At 42.4% G+C, this 18,193-nt stretch carries 15 protein-coding genes; 3 read left to right on the top strand and 12 right to left on the bottom strand.

The features are described 5' to 3' along the window. Positions 1 to 330, top strand: coding sequence for a YbaB/EbfC family nucleoid-associated protein (locus tag AACU28_RS13240; protein WP_004734156.1), 330 nt, complete (start codon positions 1 to 3; stop codon positions 328 to 330). Positions 331 to 410: 80 nt separating this feature from the next. Continuing rightward, entirely contained in the window at positions 411 to 1,010 is a 600-nt protein-coding gene (recR, locus tag AACU28_RS13245) for a recombination mediator RecR (RefSeq protein WP_017079504.1), read from the top strand. Positions 1,011 to 1,105: 95 nt separating this feature from the next. Here recR and aqpZ read toward each other — a convergent pair whose 3' ends face one another. Then, positions 1,106 to 1,795 carry an aquaporin Z gene (gene aqpZ / locus AACU28_RS13250; protein ID WP_017084067.1) on the bottom strand — a complete coding sequence of 230 codons (690 nt, stop codon included), beginning with the start codon at positions 1,793 to 1,795 and terminating at the stop codon, positions 1,106 to 1,108. 93 nt (positions 1,796 to 1,888) lie between these two features. Continuing rightward, positions 1,889 to 2,137, bottom strand: a complete 249-nt coding sequence (locus tag AACU28_RS13255) for a YkgJ family cysteine cluster protein (protein WP_004734153.1) — start codon at positions 2,135 to 2,137, stop codon at positions 1,889 to 1,891. 159 nt (positions 2,138 to 2,296) lie between these two features. Here AACU28_RS13255 and AACU28_RS13260 point away from each other — a divergent pair, with 159 nt between their 5' ends. After that, positions 2,297 to 2,734, top strand: coding sequence for a YcgN family cysteine cluster protein (locus AACU28_RS13260; protein ID WP_017067609.1), 438 nt, complete (start codon positions 2,297 to 2,299; stop codon positions 2,732 to 2,734). A 375-nt stretch (positions 2,735 to 3,109) separates the two neighbouring features. Here AACU28_RS13260 and AACU28_RS13265 read toward each other — a convergent pair whose 3' ends face one another. The 10 genes from AACU28_RS13265 to AACU28_RS13310 all read right to left on the bottom strand — a co-directional run bounded on the left by AACU28_RS13265 (position 3,110) and on the right by AACU28_RS13310 (position 18,178). After that, positions 3,110 to 5,290 (bottom strand): DEAD/DEAH box helicase, encoded by a 2,181-nt coding sequence (locus AACU28_RS13265; protein ID WP_259462738.1) that lies wholly within the window; start codon positions 5,288 to 5,290, stop codon positions 3,110 to 3,112. After that, a complete protein-coding gene (locus AACU28_RS13270; protein ID WP_121603050.1) occupies positions 5,287 to 7,002 on the bottom strand; it encodes a dsDNA nuclease domain-containing protein in 1,716 nt (571 codons plus the stop codon). The genes AACU28_RS13265 and AACU28_RS13270 overlap by 4 nt, the downstream gene beginning before the upstream one ends. A gap of 292 nt (positions 7,003 to 7,294) precedes the next feature. Then, positions 7,295 to 8,059 carry a hypothetical protein gene (locus AACU28_RS13275; protein ID WP_108179998.1) on the bottom strand — a complete coding sequence of 255 codons (765 nt, stop codon included), beginning with the start codon at positions 8,057 to 8,059 and terminating at the stop codon, positions 7,295 to 7,297. A 398-nt stretch (positions 8,060 to 8,457) separates the two neighbouring features. Next, positions 8,458 to 10,035, bottom strand: coding sequence for an alkaline phosphatase (locus tag AACU28_RS13280; protein ID WP_017092490.1), 1,578 nt, complete (start codon positions 10,033 to 10,035; stop codon positions 8,458 to 8,460). Between the two features lie 193 nt (positions 10,036 to 10,228). Beyond that, positions 10,229 to 12,115 carry a BCCT family transporter gene (locus AACU28_RS13285; RefSeq protein WP_017079506.1) on the bottom strand — a complete coding sequence of 629 codons (1,887 nt, stop codon included), beginning with the start codon at positions 12,113 to 12,115 and terminating at the stop codon, positions 10,229 to 10,231. A gap of 193 nt (positions 12,116 to 12,308) precedes the next feature. Further along, entirely contained in the window at positions 12,309 to 12,662 is a 354-nt protein-coding gene (locus tag AACU28_RS13290; protein WP_029406343.1) for a hypothetical protein, read from the bottom strand. A 253-nt stretch (positions 12,663 to 12,915) separates the two neighbouring features. Then, entirely contained in the window at positions 12,916 to 13,875 is a 960-nt protein-coding gene (locus AACU28_RS13295) for a ChaN family lipoprotein (protein ID WP_121603051.1), read from the bottom strand. A gap of 75 nt (positions 13,876 to 13,950) precedes the next feature. Continuing rightward, positions 13,951 to 14,766 carry a 23S rRNA (guanine(745)-N(1))-methyltransferase gene (gene rlmA, locus AACU28_RS13300; RefSeq protein ID WP_102560680.1) on the bottom strand — a complete coding sequence of 272 codons (816 nt, stop codon included), beginning with the start codon at positions 14,764 to 14,766 and terminating at the stop codon, positions 13,951 to 13,953. A gap of 193 nt (positions 14,767 to 14,959) precedes the next feature. Further along, complete coding sequence (locus tag AACU28_RS13305; protein ID WP_102571677.1) at positions 14,960 to 16,996, bottom strand: methyl-accepting chemotaxis protein; 2,037 nt, start codon at positions 16,994 to 16,996, stop codon at positions 14,960 to 14,962. Between the two features lie 297 nt (positions 16,997 to 17,293). Beyond that, positions 17,294 to 18,178 (bottom strand): D-hexose-6-phosphate mutarotase, encoded by an 885-nt coding sequence (locus AACU28_RS13310; RefSeq protein WP_121603052.1) that lies wholly within the window; start codon positions 18,176 to 18,178, stop codon positions 17,294 to 17,296. Between the last annotated feature and the right edge of the window lie 15 nt (positions 18,179 to 18,193).

Below are 18,193 nucleotides of genomic sequence, written 5' to 3' on the forward strand. Positions count from 1 at the left end.
ATGTTTGGTAAAGGCGGTATGGGCAACATGATGAAGCAAGCCCAGCAAATGCAAGAACGCATGCAAAAGCTTCAAGAAGAAATCGCAAATATGGAAGTTACAGGTGAGTCAGGTGCTGGCCTTGTAAAAATTACGATTACTGGTAGTCACAGTGTTCGTCGCGTTGATATCGATGAAAGCCTAATGGAAGACGATAAAGAGATGCTTGAAGATCTTATCGCAGCCGCTTTCAACGATGCAGCTCGTCGTGTTGAAGAGACTCAAAAAGAGAAAATGGCTGGCGTAACTGGTGGGATGCAACTTCCACCAGGTATGAAAATGCCTTTCTAAGCGACTTATTTATAAGAGACCTGTCTCTTCCAACGGCTTGTTCTTGAATAAGCCGTTATTTAAAGTTAGAACGGTTAAATATGCGTACCAGTCATATGCTGGAGCATTTGATGGAGGCCTTACGTTGTCTACCTGGGGTTGGCCCCAAGTCGGCGCAGCGTATGGCCTTTCATTTGTTACAGCGCGATAGAAAAGGCGGCCTACAGTTGGCTGAAGCTCTTAGCCAAGCAATGACCGAAATTGGTCATTGTAATGAGTGCCGTACTTTTACTGAAGAAGATACTTGCCACATTTGTACCAATCCTAAACGTCAGGAAAATGGTCAAATTTGTGTAGTAGAGAGCCCTGCAGACATTGCAGCCATTGAAGCAACTGGCCAATATTCAGGTCGTTACTTTGTGCTTATGGGGCATCTTTCACCACTTGATGGTATCGGTCCAAGTGATATCGGTCTCGATGTCTTGGATTACCGTTTACGTCGTGGTGATATCACTGAAGTAATTCTAGCGACTAACCCGACAGTAGAAGGGGAAGCAACAGCGCATTACATTGCTGAGCTATGTAATGCCCATGAAGTGAACGCTAGCCGTATCGCCCATGGTGTTCCCGTCGGTGGTGAGCTAGAGCTGGTGGATGGCACCACGCTTTCGCACTCCTTACTCGGTCGTCATAAGATCTAAAAAAGCCGCTTGGTGAATCATCACTAAGCGGCTTTTTCTTTTTTGTTATAAAGCTTTATTCTGAAACGCGTCTACTCTAAAACCTTTTCAAACGATCAATCAGAGCCACGCACGGCTTTGTAAATCGCAGCACCAATCACGGCGCCAATAATCGGTGCAATCCAGAATAGCCATAATTGCGAAACAGCCCAGTCCCCAACAAATACGGCTACGCCAGTACTTCGAGCAGGGTTCACAGAGGTATTAGTGACGGGGATACTGATAAGGTGGATCAAGGTTAAACAAAGACCAATCGCGATAGGTGCAAATCCAGCCGGTGCTTTCGAATCGGTTGCCCCCATGATCACAAATAGGAACACCATAGTCATGACCACTTCACACACGAGTGCTGCGGTTAGCGAATAGCCACCCGGTGAGTGCTCACCATAACCATTGGAAGCGAAGCCAGATGCCGCGGCATCAAAGCCAGCTTGGCCTGAAGCAATCACAAATAGCACGCCGCCCGCGATAATACCGCCAATCACTTGGGCAATAATATAAGGCGCAACATCCTTGCCATCAAAGCGACCACCACTCCATAGACCGATGGTGACAGCAGGGTTAAGGTGGCAACCGGATATATGGCCAATAGCAAAAGCCATGGTGAGTACGGTTAAACCAAAGGCGAGGGAAACTCCGAGTAGACCAATTCCCACATCAGGGAAAGCCGCGGCTAAGACGGCACTACCACAACCACCTAACACCAACCAAAACGTACCGAACATTTCTGCGATATACTTATTCATAACTATCCTTATTAATCTTTACCAGTATCAATAAGATAGTTTAGATCTATCAAAGTTGTGAAATCTTGGGCATATATAAGAAGAAAAGTATTGTTAGGTTATTGCTTCGAGCTCAATAAGGTTATCAAGCGCTTCTTGGTCTGTTTTACCACAGATGATAGGGCAGGCTTTGAACTGGTGACATACCTTCGGGCGTGAAGGTTGACCAAATAATTTGCATAGATCTTGCTCATTTAATTGAATGCAGCGCACACCAGCAGGCTTACCATTAGGCATTCCAGGAATAGCAGATGTAATACTTGGAGCGATACAACAAGCTCCACAACCTAGGCGACATTCCATCAAATTAAACTCACTAAATAACAGGGTGCGCGATAGTAGCAAAAAATGATGAGAGTGACAGCTGTTGATTGAATCAAAGAATGAACAATTATTATCCTTGAACTTTTTATGGGCTAGCGGTATAACACGCACCCCAGTAAAAGAGTAAGAAGTAATCCTATGACGAATCCATTTTGGCAAGAAAAGACACTAGAGCAAATGACCGAGAACGAGTGGGAATCACTGTGTGACGGTTGTGGTAAGTGTTGCCTGCATAAACTAATGGATGAAGATAGTGATGAAGTTTACTACACCAACGTGGCGTGCAGCTGGTTAAACGACAAAACATGTTCTTGTAAAGACTACCCGAACCGCTTCACTTCAGGTGAAGAGTGTTTGAAGCTGACTCGTGACAAGATTCATGAATTCCATTGGCTACCAGACACTTGTGCTTACCGTCTTCTATCTGAATCTAAGCCGATTCCTGAGTGGCACCCATTGATTACGGGTTCTAAATCAGAGATGCATGCTGCAGGTGAAAGTGTTCGTAACAAAGTGGTATACGAAATCGATGTTGTCGATTGGGAAGACCACATTCTGAATCATCCGAATCGCTAAGTATTATAAAAACAGCCGCACTTTAGCGGCTGTTTTGCTATTTGGCGTCGCCTAAACTTAAACTTACTTAGCTTAAAGACTTAAAAAATTAAAACAAAAAACGCCCCGAAAGGCGCTAAAGTTAAACGAGCAAAAAAGATTCAGGCTAGTTTACTTGTTGTTTAATGCACACACGAATTCTTCATAGCTCAACAATCACTGAGTTGAGTAAGCCTTCGTTTAGAATCCACTTCCTTAAGAGTCAATTTCTCACTAGCGAGCGCTTTACCTTTGGTGGCTAAGCATTTACGAATGTGCCTCCCATTAAGGTATGACGGTAAGTATCGAAAAGCTAAGGTTTTCTTTTGTCGTCTTTAAGGTTACGCACAGTTATCGCTAGGAAATCGCCTGCTTGATAAACATTTTGTCAACAGAGTTTAGCTGTTTAAGGGATTCATAATGCCAACGTAAATATCGGACTAGTGAATCTATATTTGCTTCGCTTAATCGTTCAGTTTTGAGCTTTTCCAAAGTCTCTATTGAAATCCCCATTTCTTCTAAAGCGGAGAAAGCAGAAGAAAGGTGACAATGTTCAAATAAATGAATTAGGTAACCAAGATCTGCTTTTTGAGGTAGCTCTAGGAGAGAGAACTCGTAGTTAAGGAGGTCTTCTAAAAGCTGTAAAGATCTTGGAATAGCATATCTAAATATATTTCTAATTATTTTCAGTTCTTTGTCCGTATCTTCTGTCCGAGACTTTTGATCTTGTCTCAATTCATAAATATATTTTATACGCTCTTTGATATAAGCAGAGTGGCTTTTGGAGTAGATATACCACCCAATTCTATTTTGGAGTTCGTCGCTATGTTTATGGTGTAGGTTAAGGCGACGTAAAGCACCCAGTTCCACCATTTTAATGAAGTCAGTCAGAAGAATTATTAGGTACTTCTTAGGCTTTTTGATTGTTGAAACTTGTTCCATCTCAGAGATAGACATACGTGTGATTAAGTCATATGCCTCAGTAATAACGTCTACGTCATATGTCGAATGTTTTCGAATTATTTCTATTGGAACATCTGAACTTTTAGCAAAGCGGTTTAGATTTTCATAGCTTAAATCTGAAAGGTGTTCAGGTTGGATACCTGCAAGTAGATTTATGGGCGAATCATTGTCTTGTTGTCCGAGCGGCAGGTCGACTACTTGGGTTTGTAGTTCTTGTTTGGGTAGGGTCTCTAAACAAAATACATTACCGACTAGGTACTGGTTCATTCGACCCGCTCGTCCAGAAATATTCTTATGGGTAAAGTTGTCTATTTTAGGTGTACCATTTCTATTGTCATAAATAATAATATTTTCAGCAGATGTATTTACCCCTTCGATTAAAGTCGATGTGCATATTAATGTCTTGATTAGTCTCAAGTTAAATAGGTCAATGTTTTTCTGTTGGATTGCTCTAGGTAAGGCTCCGTGGTGGATACCAATGCCGTGCTGAATTGCATTAGTGCAACCCCAATCTTTACCATAATGCTTAGTAAGCCACTTATGGTAGCTTCTTAATGGCCCTACGCCGGAATAGGAAAATTTAGATTCTGAAATATGAGGTAAGCTTTGCAAGTGACGGGATATTTGTGCGATCGAGGTCGCTGATTTGCAGTAGATAATAGTTTGTCCATTGTGGTCATTGACAATCTTTTCTAGCTGACGATTTTTGGATTCTAGATCCATAGCTGCAATATTGTACTCATGAATATTTAGAGCTACGGTATTGAACTCGGATGGAATAAACACATAATCGCGTTGTATTGTTTCCATTCCTCTAATTGCATCTATATAAGGGCCAATTAAGTAGAATTGCTTTGACACAGTGATAAGTTTACTTAATGCGATGTTTAAAGCTATTACTCTTGAAGAATCATCGTTATTGTATGCAAGCTTATAAAACTCATCAACAATAAATAAGTCGATATTCTTTAGGTCAGTGCGCTCGTTAACTCTCTCTTGAGTCAAAATGTAAATAACTTTGTTTCTACGTTTTTCTTGAGAACCATGGTGAATTATTTGATATCCAGCGCTGAACCTTTTTTGAATACGTCTTCTAGTTTCGTCAATAAGAGCTATTGTCGGAACTACTATCACAATCTTATTGAGCGTGTCTTCTGCTATTAGAGCATCGACAATCGCACTTTTACCCATACTTGTAGGTGCGCTCAAAACGACATTGTTTCCAGAGGCCAAAAGGTTGAAAATTCTGGCTTGCATTGAGTGGAAAATAAAATTTTCATCAAAATTACTTTGATAAAGATCTAGTACTAACTGCTTCTCTGGGGATAGATTTTGGAAATATTTTTTTAAGTATGGGTATAGCCCAGCTTTACGAACTAAGTTCTGAAAAAGAGGAGCATGTTTTTCAAAAAGTATATTTTCCTCTAATGCTCTTATAAGTAATTCTCGACCCAAAGCTTTGTTTGTTGGCTCTGATAGATATTGGTTAGTTTTTTTTAAGTACAAGAACGGTGATAATTCACCATTCTTAACATTCTCAAGATACTTTTGAGGGGCTACTTTTGTTTCAATCATGATTCCACCTGCACTTTAACCGCTTGAGTAAGAGATGAAATAGATGGGATAGGGTATAGATATACATCAATATGTACATCTTTATAAAACTCACTTTCTTCAACTAAGCATTCAACTAATCTATTGAATTTGCTTTTCACCTCATCTTCAAGATTTACTAAATAGTCTTTAGGCATATTTTTACTACTACAATTCAGTTCGCTTGACTCATAGCCCAAGAAAAACGCAAACCTAAAGCGATCAAGGTGTTTGTCTAATGAAGAGGTTGACGAAAGTATTTCGTCAAGATTGTGCTTTAATAAATACCCATCATTTTGGTCCTTTGCTTCAAGGATTTTTTCTTGTTGCGTATCGAACTCTTCTGAGCCGATTAAATCGTCAAATTTAGTAACGACATTATCAATAGCAGCTTTTAAATCACCTTCAATAAGATGGCTGAAACCCATCAATAATGTATCGGGCGAGTGATCATTTAACAGTATATGAATGTTGTCAAAGTATGTCCCGGCATCATTATCAAAGTATAAATTAGCAGCTATTGGTTGAGATTTATGTTTAGTTCTAATTGTCGAATGAAGTAGAGCCTTAGCAGTTAATTCATTGATATATTTTAAATGTTGTTTTTTTCTACTAGCGTAAATCGTAACTTTATCATTGAAACGGTGTGATTGATGATCAGCTAGTTCACTGGGAAGTAGTAATATTTCTGGCAGCCATGAAAGTATGTTTTTGGCGATTTTTTTATAGGTGTACTCTCTTCGTTGGTATCCGCCGTGTAAGCCTGTACAAATCTTATCACCTTCATAGTCAGGAATGTCATACATAGATGCGTCGTTAAAAAACACCTCGAGGATAGATTTCAACTTATTGGTATTAGTTGAGTAAATTTTCACATGAGTCTGATTAAGGTTTGAGTAAAACTCAATTTCATCCTTGAACCATTTTATGAATTCAACTCGATGATAAGACTTGTCAGACGCAGAGTGTAGTACTCTAGATGTAGCACTTTTCTTTGTTAGGGTAGTAAGAAGTGAGCTTAAAATTCTCTTATCATCATTGTTGGCGTTGAGATAAATACCCTGGTCTTGGGCCGATTGCAAAATCATATTAGTACAAGCTAGCTCTAATTGAATAGAGGTTGGGATTACGGTCCATTCAGCATGGTTCAACCAATATTCGACATCGTTCCCATTTGGTGTTTTGAATTCGGTAGCTTTACGGGATTTTTTAAACTTAATCTTTCGTTGAAGAGATGCTAAGAGTTTGTCTTTACCAGCCTTCGTTTTCCTAGTTTCCAAATCAATTTTTAATAATAGAAGTTCTTTCTTGACGTCACGAGTAGTTAATATTCGGAAGTGACCAGGTAATGTGGCTTTATCACACGCCATGGATTTATGTAGGATGGAATCTTCATTACTTACAATTTGGTCTTTTTTCTGTTGTCCTGTTTTTGGCATCGTTTTCGTCGACGATTCAGCAAACTCTGTAATTGACCATTTAGTATCACTGTCAGTCGTTTTTACTTGAACGTACTCTATTCGATTATCGAAAACCAAATCAATATCGTCAACAACCTCACACCGAACAGACTTTAACGACTTATCTCTCAGCATACTTAAGACATAATAAGCCGCGGCAAAATTTTGAAAGGTAAACCCTTTTAGGGCTCCTGGGCCACCACTATCGGATTGCTCCATTTCAGTTGAACTCATCAAGGTTCCTATTAATTAATAGATTTCATAGAGCGATTTATACATCCTCCGGCAGTTCGCCAGTTTCAATGAAGGTTTTCAATTGCCCATTGTGTAGAATTAGTACACCTGATCTAAAGCTATTTCTAGTTTTTTGGACCAGCCTATGAAGCCATAGAAAAGAGTGTATAGATGCTTAGTGACGCTTTGTCTTATTTCTATTGGTTGAAGCTAATTTTGTGAGACCTTTGGTGTTGTCTCTCCGGAAGTAAATAGTAATAATGACAATTAAGGTAATTAGTTTCGTTATTCATTAAACAACTTTTGATAGTTCGTCGTAAGCCCATATAAGAAACAACGAGAAGTTGAAAACCAAAGGTAACGTTAGATCGAAAACCTCTCGACTGGTCAGCATCGTTCTTACATAACCCCTAAGTTGGAAGCGTGCTAGCCAAAATCGGTAAGCAGAGGAAGCTATTTTAGTCGTTAGATAAACAGGCTCTCCGACATCACTAGCTTTTGCTTCTAAGCCCCATGCATCCCTTAGCGGTTTATCATGGATAGCTATTTCATCAATGCTATATGAAGGGTTTTCACTCCATTCAAGAAGTTCAAATTTATAATCAGTTGAGAACTTGAAGGTAAGTATGCTCCCCACATCTCGTTCTGAATGTTCATATTCATAAGTTGTAATGCTAATTGAGTGGTAGCCGTTTTCTTCAGTTGTTTTAACGTCATAGAAAAGGTCAGTGAGATATATGTTCTTACGAACGAAATTTTCTCCAACTTGGCCGACTCGCAAACTTATCGCTAGTGCATGAAACCATTGTTTTCTAAATTGTGTATGATGTTCAAGAATGTAGCGATACATCGCATAAGCTACGACTCCCCAATAAAGAAGCACTAAGTTCTGGGGGTTAAGGAAATTGATAGTGGGGAACCAAGGAATCGCTATCTTTGTATCTGTTAGCTCAACACCAATAACCATTTGTGCCAACCCTATGCAAAACAGTGTCATTAATCCTTTTGATGAGTTTGTGAATGTTGGGTCAGTAAGCTTATCAACTACAGGGTTCACTTCTGTTTATCTCCATGTGCAATCAATTTAATTATTTTATAAGCCACTTGAATTGTGGATCATTGAACGAAAATTCGAGCTTCTTGTTCGGTAGGCGTTTCAGTTAGTGGATGATAACTCGTCTAAATTGATTTATACCAATAGGGTTGTATTGAGCCTAGTAGAATAGCATTTGTGGTTAGCTTTCGGGTAGCATCTAGAACAATTTTTTTGTATAAAAAGAACTCCTTAAGTGTATGAATTACCGTTTCTTAAATTGGATTATGATATTGAGTTAATAGCTTAATATGTGTAAGTAACATGGTGGTTAAATAAGATGCAGTTGCTACTATTTCTTAATCTAAAAACAAAAAACGCCCCGAAGGGCGCTAAAGTTAAACGAGCAAAAAAGATTCAGGCTAGTTTACTTGTTGTTTAATGTACTCACCCAGTTCTGAGTGGTGCATGATTTTCGAAACTGGCAGTATCTTTTCAGCAGGGCCCCAAGCAAACACGTTCACTGGTGTGTGAGTGTGTGTACCTGTACCCCAAACGATGTTTTGGCCTGTTGCTTGTTCACGAGCAAGCAGGTTGCCACGGTCGTTATAAGGGAAGAAAGCATCGAAATCGTTGATAGCAGGCACTTCTTCTGCCGACAAGTATTTGTGCTGAGCCAATCGGTATGGGTTCGGCTTACTGGCTAATACGTTTTTCGCTTGTTCCGCTGTGATAGGGAATTCACTGTTTTTGTTGACGATCTCAGCCAGTTTTTCAGGTGTTTGCAGCGATTTATCCAACTTCTGAAATTCGCTGATCATGCCGTAGTAGCTTTGCTTCTGGTTGTATAAACCATCAAGAATGTCGAATGCGCCAAAGTTAAAGTTGGGTGCATAGTCGCGATCAGCAAAGGCTTCGCCAGAACGTTTCTGTGGTTTTGGTAGGTCGTTAGAAGAGTAGCTGAAACCGAAAGAGCCTGTTTCGTGGTCTGCGGTCACAATCACGATTGTGTCTTCACGATCTTTTGCCCATTCATACACCGTTTGGATCGCTTCATCAAACTTGAGCAGTTCATGCAGCATGGTGCCTGCATCGTTACTGTGTCCCGCCCAGTCGATTTGGCCACCTTCGACCATTAGGAAAAAGCCATCTTCATCTTTGGATAGGATGTTGAGCGCTTTTTGTGTCATCTCTTTCAGGCTTGGCTGAGTTCGTTCGCCACTCTTTTTCTTGTTGCTGTAAGCGATGCCATCATCCATGCCTGAGTAGGCGAATAGGCCAAGTAGTTTATCGCCCTTAGCATCGTCTAGCATATTGCGATTAAACGCCAGTTGGTAGCCGTCTGTCTCTGCTTCAGTCAGCAGGTTACGGTCGTCTTTACGCTTCGATTTTAGGTAAACATCACCTTGAGTCAGTTTCTCAAGTTGCTTATAGGTTTCACCTTTGTCGTTGGTCGATTTAGGAATCCAATGACGCAGTCCTCCAGAGAGCATCACATCAGCGCCCGTTGCTAACATGTCAGATGCAATTTGATTCTCTAAAGAACGGTGAGGTTGGTGAGCGGCGAAAGAAGCAGGGGTCGCGTGAGTTAAGCGCGTGTCGGAAACTAAGCCAGTCGCTTTGCCTGCTTTTTTCGCTTTCTCAAGTACTGTCTCAACATGGTTACCCTGGGAATCGATACCGATCACTTCTGAACCGCTGTAGATACCCGTTGCAAGCATGGTCGCAGAGCAAGCTGAATCCACTACGATTGCGTCTTCCGGATGCGTTAGGGATGAACCAATAACCCCTTCTTGAGCAAGTTGATAAATGGCCGTTTTGTTCCCTTTATAGATGGAATTTGGCGCTTGGTTTGCGTAGGTTTCCAATAAGCCAACTTGCTGAGGTCCCATGCCGTCGCCGATCATCAGAATGACATTTTTGATTTCTGCTGAAAGTACGTTGAATGAGAGTGTAGAGGTTACCACTGCGGTAACAATTGGTTTCATAAAGTGCTTCATTAGTTATCCCTTTTTATATAAGCGGGATGATTAGAACACCGATTTGTGTCAAAGTCGTTTCATATTTGTTTCATCAATATGAAATTGAGCAATAACTCAAGTTTTTAGAAAAGCATAAAAAAAGGCTCACATTTCTGTGAGCCTTTGTCGTATTTAGGAGAGTCCAAATAAATGGACTGTGTCATGGCTAATGTCAAGCAAGTGGCAGTTCTGCAACCACCTGATTGAACGCGACTCGAGCTTTCTGAGCTTGCTCTGATAACTCAACTTTTTTCGCTTGAGCTGTGCTTAGGTTGTTTTCAGCCTGCTCAAGTGCTTGTTGTAGGTTTTCAGGAAGCTCATGTGTTTCCATTTGTGCACCCTGTTCAAGAACATAAGCGCGGATTTCTTTCTTCACATCAGCAAGGGCTTTATAAGCTTCACGTTCAAGTTCTGCGGCTTCTTGTGCTGCGTCTTTCTCTTTCTCGAACTGTGCCAGTGCCATCCCTTCTGCCGACCATGGATCCATGTCTGGCAGCTCTTCGATGTTAATCGTCGGCTCGATGTAACTCTCTTGGTGACGTAAATCGAGGCTCGTTGCACGAACGGCTGAGATCATCAACATCACAGAGATAGCCAGTAGCGGTAAGCCACCGACAATTGCAGCGGTTTGAAGCGTGCTTAGACCGCCCAAGAACATCAGAATCGTTGGTAAGAACGACAGTGTGAATGCCCAGAACATACGGTTCCAACGCATTGGCTCTTCGGTCACGTTGTTCTGAACCACAGAAGCCAAAATGTAAGATATAGAGTCAAAGGTTGTCGCAGTAAAAATAATACACAACAGTGTAAATACGGCGATCACTAACGTACTCATTGGCAGTTGTGCCAGCATCGAGAAGATAGCTTTGGTTGCGCCTTCTTCGTTTAGGATTGCAACGACATCTAGCTCACCAGATAACTGTAGGGATAAACCGTAGTTACCTAAGATCATGAAGAATAAGAAACAGCCTAATGAACCAAAGAAGATAGATCCTGACACCATTTGTTTAATGGTTCTGCCGCGAGAGATACGCGCAACAAACAGGCCCATGCTTGGTGCAAAAACTAGCCACCATGCCCAGTAGAAAATGGTCCAATCTTGTGGGAAATGGGTATTTTCGAACGTACCGTAGCCGCCGAATGGTTCTGCCCACGTTGCCATCACAAAGAAGTTAGACAATAGGCGACCAATCGAGTCTAGACCCGTTTCAAGCATGAAAATCGTTGGGCCAGCGATTAGGACGAATATCAATAAGCCCATTGCGCCCCAGAAGTTGATGTTACTGAGGATCTTGATGCCTTTTTCCAAACCCGCATACGATGAGTATGCGAATATCGCAGTACAAACCAGAAGCACCATAACTTGAGTGACGTTATTTTTTGGTAGGCCGAATAAGTGGTTAAGACCTTCAGTAATAAGAGGTGCTGCTAAACCTAACGTTGTTGCTGCGCCACCTAATAGACCAAAGATGAATAGGATATCTACAACTTTACCTGCAACGCCGCGGCTATGGTGTTCACCCAATACTGGCATTAATGCGCTAGAAATTTTTAGTACAGGTTGTTTACGTACATAGAAAAAGTAGGCAATTGGAATAGCAGGGATTAGGTAGATAGACCAAGCAATTGGACCCCAGTGGAATAAACCATAGGTCGCAGCCCAACGAACGGCTTCTTCACTGCCGGGTTCTAGTTGAAAAGGCGGTGATTGGTAGTAGTAAGCCCACTCGATACAACCCCAATACAAGATACTTGCCCCGATACCACCACAGAAAAGCATTGCTGCCCATGAAGCGGTTTTAAATTCAGGTTCTTCATCGGCTTCACCCAGTTTAATTTGTCCCATATCACTGAACACAACGTAGACCATGAAGGCACAAGCTGCGAGTCCAAGCGCTAGGTACAAGAAACCAAGTTGGTCTGTCATAAAGGTTTTAGCGACCGCGATCCAGTCTGCTCCTTGCGTCGGGAACATAATCAGCGGGAAGATGATCGTGAGTAGGAGTGCTATCGCACCAAAAAAGGTTGGCTTATCAATAAGCGCAAAAGAGTTTTTCACGAGTATTATTCCATTAAAATGAGAGCGGAATTATGTCGTGAACTCGTTTTTTAGGACAAATCAGGTCTGTTGTCGTGACGACAAATCGATTTTTTGCAATGAAAGAGGCTCAGAGCAATAGGGACAATGTAAGCAGTGCTGTGCAAACAATGCACGTGGTGCGGTGAAAGGAATGCCGTAAAGGAAAGTAAGGTTATATAAGAGCGAGAAGAATGCCACCAACCGTTGCCGCTGCGGATAAGTATTGCCCTGCTGAATAAGAGTTATCTTCCTCTTCTTCAATCTTATCTGGGTGATCCATACCTAATGCGCCGTGAGCAAATGACTCAACCTTATCAGTAACGGTCGCGTTTTCAGCTTCGACTTTCTTGGCTTCTTTATCGATTTCTTTAAGGGCAGATAATAGGGCTTTGCCCTCATCGGAAAGCTTAACGGTATTTTGCTCAACCTTAAGAGGTGCAGGCTTGTCAGCTTCAATGCTTTTAGCTTGTGCGTTCATTTGCGAAGGTGAATACAGCTGAGTGTTACTCGTTCCTACTGGCGTCATATCGCTCTCCTTACCTATCCTTAAATATAGTATCGGCAGAGGTGTGAAAAACTTGTGCATTTAATCACCGTGGTGATGTTTTTTTATTCGCACAATGTATCTTCGTCTGCTTAATCAAAACTGCTTGGTAATTAAGCAATTCCTATGCCGATATCAATATTTATCTTAGGGCGCGATTGAACAAGCTTTTAATTTGCCAGACTTGTAGCATGCTAGACCTAAACTTGAATAAGATTAAGTCTGGATAGCGAGTTTAGTCGCACTTGAGAGCGGACCCGCGCTTAGATAGGTGCTTGTATGCCTTCATTCGGTTCTCTTTCTTAACAAAGCGAGCCGGTGGCGAGAGAACTTCAAGCTGATAGTCACTGCTATCCGATGAGATCTCTTCAACTGGGCTGATGATGGCAATTTTCAAATCAGGGTTACGACGTAGAATCGATGCTGCCGTGCCTAAACCACCTTCGGTGTGGAACTTACCGGCCACATGAATCACTTGTTGGTCTGGGTTTGATGCGAGGTAATCAACAATCGACTCTGCCATGGTTTCGTCCCATGTGACTTGAGCCGCAAACTGTTTTTCTGTTTGCTCTGGTGCTCCGTGATGCATCGAAGCCATGAACTTTTCTTTATAAGGGCTATCGCCAGTATCCACTTCTGAAGCAATCCATTGACGTTGTTCCGTCGTTAGCTGATCTAGATAGGATAACCCTTTACGGCCGATACACTGTACAAAGGGTTTTGGTGCGTTTGCCGCAATGATATCGACGTTGTTGGTTTTAGCGAACTCCACTAACGCGCGGTAATCACTTTCGTAATTTGGCCAAGCAGCCGCTTGAGACATAAGAACTTGTTCGCCAATCTCATCATTTAGATATTGGTTTAATGTGTCTTGATGCTCTCGAGTGAATTGTTCCATTGAAAGCGCAATGTTTGATGTGGCATTGCGGCGCGCTTTTAAGAAGTCGGTTTGAAAGCGATGGATTGCCGAGTGAGTGTGCCATTCGCCAATAAGAACCACATCAGCGTCAATCAGCTGTTTAGGTAATGCATTGAGAGAAAGCGCTTCACCTTGTGGAGACGCGAATTGGTAGTCGTAGAATGTGGAAACGGCTTGCGTTTGCGTGTTAGCCACTTTTTGAGAAGTGCTGTTTGAAGGTTGATTAGCACAAGCTGTAAGCAGGGTCGCTAATCCGATAAGAATAATACGTTGCATGAAATGCCTCCTTGAAGAACACGCATACTAAAGGAGGCAAGATGAGATTTCAATGCAAACGATAATCAATATCAATTAAAGTTGTTTGCGGTACACTCGTAGCATAAAGTCAGCTTCACAGTTGAATTGCTTTGAATCAGTGAGTTGTTGTTTAAACTCTTCACTCGCTTTCCAAGCAAACGGCGTCATCTGTAGCAGGTCGAATGCGTCTGACCCCGATAGTTCCATCATATAGTTTAGTTGCTCTTGGTGCTCAAGAGTAAAACCTTCGATCATCTCTGGATCTTCATCGTGCAAACGAACGCCATCATAAATCGCATCACGCAGCTGATAAAGGTGTCGGCTAGCAGGTGTCACGGTGATCACCACACCATTGTCTTTGATGGTGCGTTGCAGCTCTTCTGCCTTGCAAGGCGCGTAAATGCGTAGAATGCCATCTAAGCTATTTTCAGCAAAGGGTAGGCGATGACTCGAAGCGACTGAGAAGTCGACCGCTGGGTAGCGTTTAGCGGCATATTTGATAGCAATCTTAGAGATATCTAGACCAAAAGTAGCGCCATTCTTTTCTTGAAGGTTTACCGCAATTTCATTGGTGTAATAACCTTCACCACAACCTATATCTAATAGGTTAGGGGCTGTTTCTGGCAGATAGCTAGCGCATAAACCAACAACGGCTTGGCGCATTGGATCGTAGTGGTTGCCTTCAAGGAAGCGGCGACGAGCCTGCATCATCTCTTTGTTGTCACCTGGATCTTTTGAGCGTTTGTGGTGTGCTGGCATCAAATTGACATAGCCTTCTTTCGCTAGGTCGAACTGATGGTTCTTTTCACACTTAAACGTACGATCGTTTTGAGATAAAGGTTGGTGACACAAAGGGCATTGGTAAGTCATTGCGAACTCGAGGTAGAAATTTCAAGTCCAAAATTTTAACAGGAAGCATAGTGGGGCGCTAGAATAAACGCAGCTGTCTTGGCTAACGGCAATCCGTGAATAGGTATAGCCAGTTAGTGAAGAGATAGAGCCAACGTATGGTTGGCTCTATTGGTTATGAGCAAGTCACTGATAGAAACAGTGAACTCGGCTTCTAGCTAAAGAAGTTAACTTGGTTCTTTAACGACTCAGCTTGTTTTTGAAGTTCATCAGCACTGTGAGAGGTCTTAGCGCTCGTTTCACGGCTCTGCTGGTTGAGGTCGCTGATCGCATGTGCGTTCGCTGCTATTTCTTGAGAAACCTGAGCTTGCTCTTCTGATGTCGCAGCGATGGTTTCAGCTTGAGAAGCAATAGATTCAACTTGAGAGGCAATCGACTCTAGAGCCGTACCGGCTTCTTGCGCTTTATCGAGTACTTGGTTGGCATTCGATTGGCTTTGTGTCATCAGGTTTACGGCATTGTTAGTGGAAGATTTCAACTTCTCGATGATGCTCACTACGTCTTGCACTGACGTTTGAGTACGATGAGCCAATGTTCTTACTTCGTCAGCGACAACGGCAAAACCACGACCCTGATCACCCGCACGTGCTGCTTCTATCGCAGCGTTCAACGCAAGTAAGTTGGTTTGTTCTGCGATGTCATCAATCATCTTAGTGACGGTTTGAATGCTTTCGCTATCAGAACTCACTTGCTCGATGGCCGATGCTGACTTGTCTAATTGATCATTCAGCTGGGCAACATCAATACACACACCTTCAACGACTTCTAAACCTTTCTGGCTGTCTTCATTTGCAAGGCGAACATTTTCAGCAATGCTATTCACTTGCTGCGCTACAGATTCTGCCGAGGTAGCCATCTCTTCAATGGCGGTAACGACTTGCTCAACCTGTGCTTGTTGGCGGTCAGATTGGCTCAGGTTGTGGCTAGCATCCTGTGACACACTGCTAGAACTGTTTTGTACTTGATCACTGGTCGTACGAATTTCTCCAACGAGTGTATTTAATTGAGCAGCCATGTTTGCAACGCCGGTATTTAGGTTGCTGATCTCGTTTTTCGTCTGCTTGCCATTGTTTGGGATATGCAGGCTTACTTCGCCTTTTCCTAAACGCAGCATGTACTCGTTTAACGTCGTTAGTGGCGTCAGTGTACGGTTTAAAACGAAGGTTAACGCGACGATGGTAGCGGCAGCAATCAAGGTGGCAATAATAGCGATGAGCTTCAACAGTTCATCACTGCCCTTGGTCACTTCCTTGATAAAAGTACCGCCAAGCAGTTTCCAATCCCACCCAGGAACTTCAGTGTAGACGAGATATTTTTCACCTACCGTTCCTTGGTACTCAAAAGGGTAGAGAATCAAACCGGATTGCTGTTCAAAGATCTGATAGAAAGGTTTGTTGCCGTCATAGTCAGCAACATCAACAATCGATTTACCACCGCCAACGTTAGTAGGGTGCAGTAAGTACTGGCCTTGATGCTCTTTCTCGTTATCAACAATGATGGTGTATCCCGTATCCCCCCAAGAAACCGAGCGTAGAGATTCAAACAGGCTTTGAGTCGCCTCTTCTACTGGCAGACCAATGAAAGAGATACCGTTTACTTTGCCTTGAGCATTGGTCAAAGGCGCATAGTAGGTGATGTAACGTTGGCCGAAGAGCTTAACTTGCGAGTAATAAGGCTGGCCATTTTTGAGCTTGCTATAGCCTGGATGATTTTTCCCTAGCGTGGTCGCAACAACTCGTTCGCCTGAAGGCTTTTTAAGAGAAGTCGAGACACGAATAAAGTCGTCGCCAAATGGGGCAAATAGAGTCGCTACGGCGCCGGTGTCGCGAGTAAAGCTATCAACCAGTTTGGTGTCGTTGATTAGGCTCTCACCGTATTGAGTCATGTTAGGAATAGAATGACCGTTGAACTCAACGTCATAACTTTCAACATAAACACCTGCTAGGTAGCCGTTACGAAAAGTGGATTCTAAAACTTTAGCGGTATGCAGGTAAGCATCAAACTGACCAGAGATGGTTTTGGCCATCGCTTCTACTTTGGATTGGTGTTCTTTTAACGTGTTGTCTAATAATACCTGTGAGGCATTGCGGTACACGAGTGTTGCAATGGAACCAAAGGCGATAAGCAAGCACAGCAAAATGACCAACTTAAGTTGGAAGCCAACACTTTGATTTTTGTATTTCTCGAACATGAATTCACTATCCTGTCTTCATTGAGGTGTTGTTAAGTGGTTTTAAGGAAGTTTGTTATTGAGCTTTCTATCATAGGTACTTATTTATCGGCAGTAATTGATAATAATTAATGAATTGATAGTTATATTTATAAACTAGAGTGATGAGAACCACGTGGCGTGGGTTTAAACGGAGAGGCGATGGACTACTGGCTTGTGTTAAGATGTTGATTACTGGACGGTACGTGTAAGGTTAGGGGCAATAAAAAATGCAGCTTTATGAGCTGCATTTTTTGTCTAATTAAACTCGCTAGAGGCCTAGTTTGAAGAAATCACCGTAATCAGCTGGTGACTTTCGCCAGGCTGTAGCGTTTTGCCTGCTTCTAGGCTTGGTGCGTGCAGTGTTGATTCTACACACATCATGGTTAGGTAACCGTCGTCTTGCATGTCGCCCATACCAGCAGCGCCTTCAGCCCACGGGTTCCACAATACTGCAGAGTTATGACCGTGGTTCTCAACCGTTAGCGTGCGATCCAGCTTTTTGTCAGCAACAAAGATTTGCGCTTCTGGTTGCGTGTAAACGCGGTCAATCGTGTCGGTTAGTACCAGTTCAGAACCACCTTGACAGATCTTGCCACCTTGCAGGCTATCAATGTACTCAGCACCCATACCGGTTGTAGTTGTGTTATGAATATCACCAACGTTTAGGTAAGTGTGTAGTGCTCCAGAGAAAGTCCATGGTTGTGAATCTGTGTTTTTCACATCCAAAGTTACTTTTAGTTGGTCACCAATCTCAACATTTAAACGTGCATCGAACTGATGCGGCCATACTGCCAGAGTTTCTTCATTCGGCTTTAGGCCTAGGCTTACAATCACGCCAGCTTCGCTTTCACGGTGCTCAACTAATTGCCATTCGCTTGAACGTGCAAAGCCATGTGCCGGTGCTGCAATGCGACCAAACCAAGGCCAACATACTGGAATACCACCACGTAAGGCTGTTTTTCCATCGAATTTAGCTTGTTGGCTCATCCAAATAAGGTCTTGTTGACCTTGTGGTTGGAATGACACCACATGGCCTCCAAACAATGAAATGGCTGCGTTTGCTTTATCGTGGATAACGCGAACCAATTTTACACCTTCGTGTTCAACGATAGTCACGTTGTCAGAAAGTACTGTCAGTGTAGTTAGAGTAGATAAATCCATTACATGATCCTTCTA

Source organism: Vibrio sp. SBT000027, from assembly GCF_963894355.1.
Classification (GTDB): domain Bacteria; phylum Pseudomonadota; class Gammaproteobacteria; order Enterobacterales; family Vibrionaceae; genus Vibrio; species Vibrio splendidus.

Bases quoted from the DNA above. Each gene is read 5' to 3' on its own strand.
- AACU28_RS13240 (WP_004734156.1), top strand. From the start codon at position 1: ATGTTTGGTAAAGGCGGTATGGGCAACATGATGAAGCAAGCCCAGCAA.
- recR (WP_017079504.1), top strand. From the start codon at position 411: ATGCGTACCAGTCATATGCTGGAGCATTTGATGGAGGCCTTACGTTGT.
- aqpZ (WP_017084067.1), bottom strand. From the start codon at position 1,795: ATGAATAAGTATATCGCAGAAATGTTCGGTACGTTTTGGTTGGTGTTA.
- AACU28_RS13255 (WP_004734153.1), bottom strand. From the start codon at position 2,137: ATGGAATGTCGCCTAGGTTGTGGAGCTTGTTGTATCGCTCCAAGTATT.
- AACU28_RS13260 (WP_017067609.1), top strand. From the start codon at position 2,297: ATGACGAATCCATTTTGGCAAGAAAAGACACTAGAGCAAATGACCGAG.
- AACU28_RS13265 (WP_259462738.1), bottom strand. From the start codon at position 5,290: ATGATTGAAACAAAAGTAGCCCCTCAAAAGTATCTTGAGAATGTTAAG.
- AACU28_RS13270 (WP_121603050.1), bottom strand. From the start codon at position 7,002: ATGAGTTCAACTGAAATGGAGCAATCCGATAGTGGTGGCCCAGGAGCC.
- AACU28_RS13280 (WP_017092490.1), bottom strand. From the start codon at position 10,035: ATGAAGCACTTTATGAAACCAATTGTTACCGCAGTGGTAACCTCTACA.
- AACU28_RS13290 (WP_029406343.1), bottom strand. From the start codon at position 12,662: ATGACGCCAGTAGGAACGAGTAACACTCAGCTGTATTCACCTTCGCAA.
- AACU28_RS13295 (WP_121603051.1), bottom strand. From the start codon at position 13,875: ATGCAACGTATTATTCTTATCGGATTAGCGACCCTGCTTACAGCTTGT.
- rlmA (WP_102560680.1), bottom strand. From the start codon at position 14,766: ATGACTTACCAATGCCCTTTGTGTCACCAACCTTTATCTCAAAACGAT.
- AACU28_RS13305 (WP_102571677.1), bottom strand. From the start codon at position 16,996: ATGTTCGAGAAATACAAAAATCAAAGTGTTGGCTTCCAACTTAAGTTG.
- AACU28_RS13310 (WP_121603052.1), bottom strand. From the start codon at position 18,178: ATGGATTTATCTACTCTAACTACACTGACAGTACTTTCTGACAACGTG.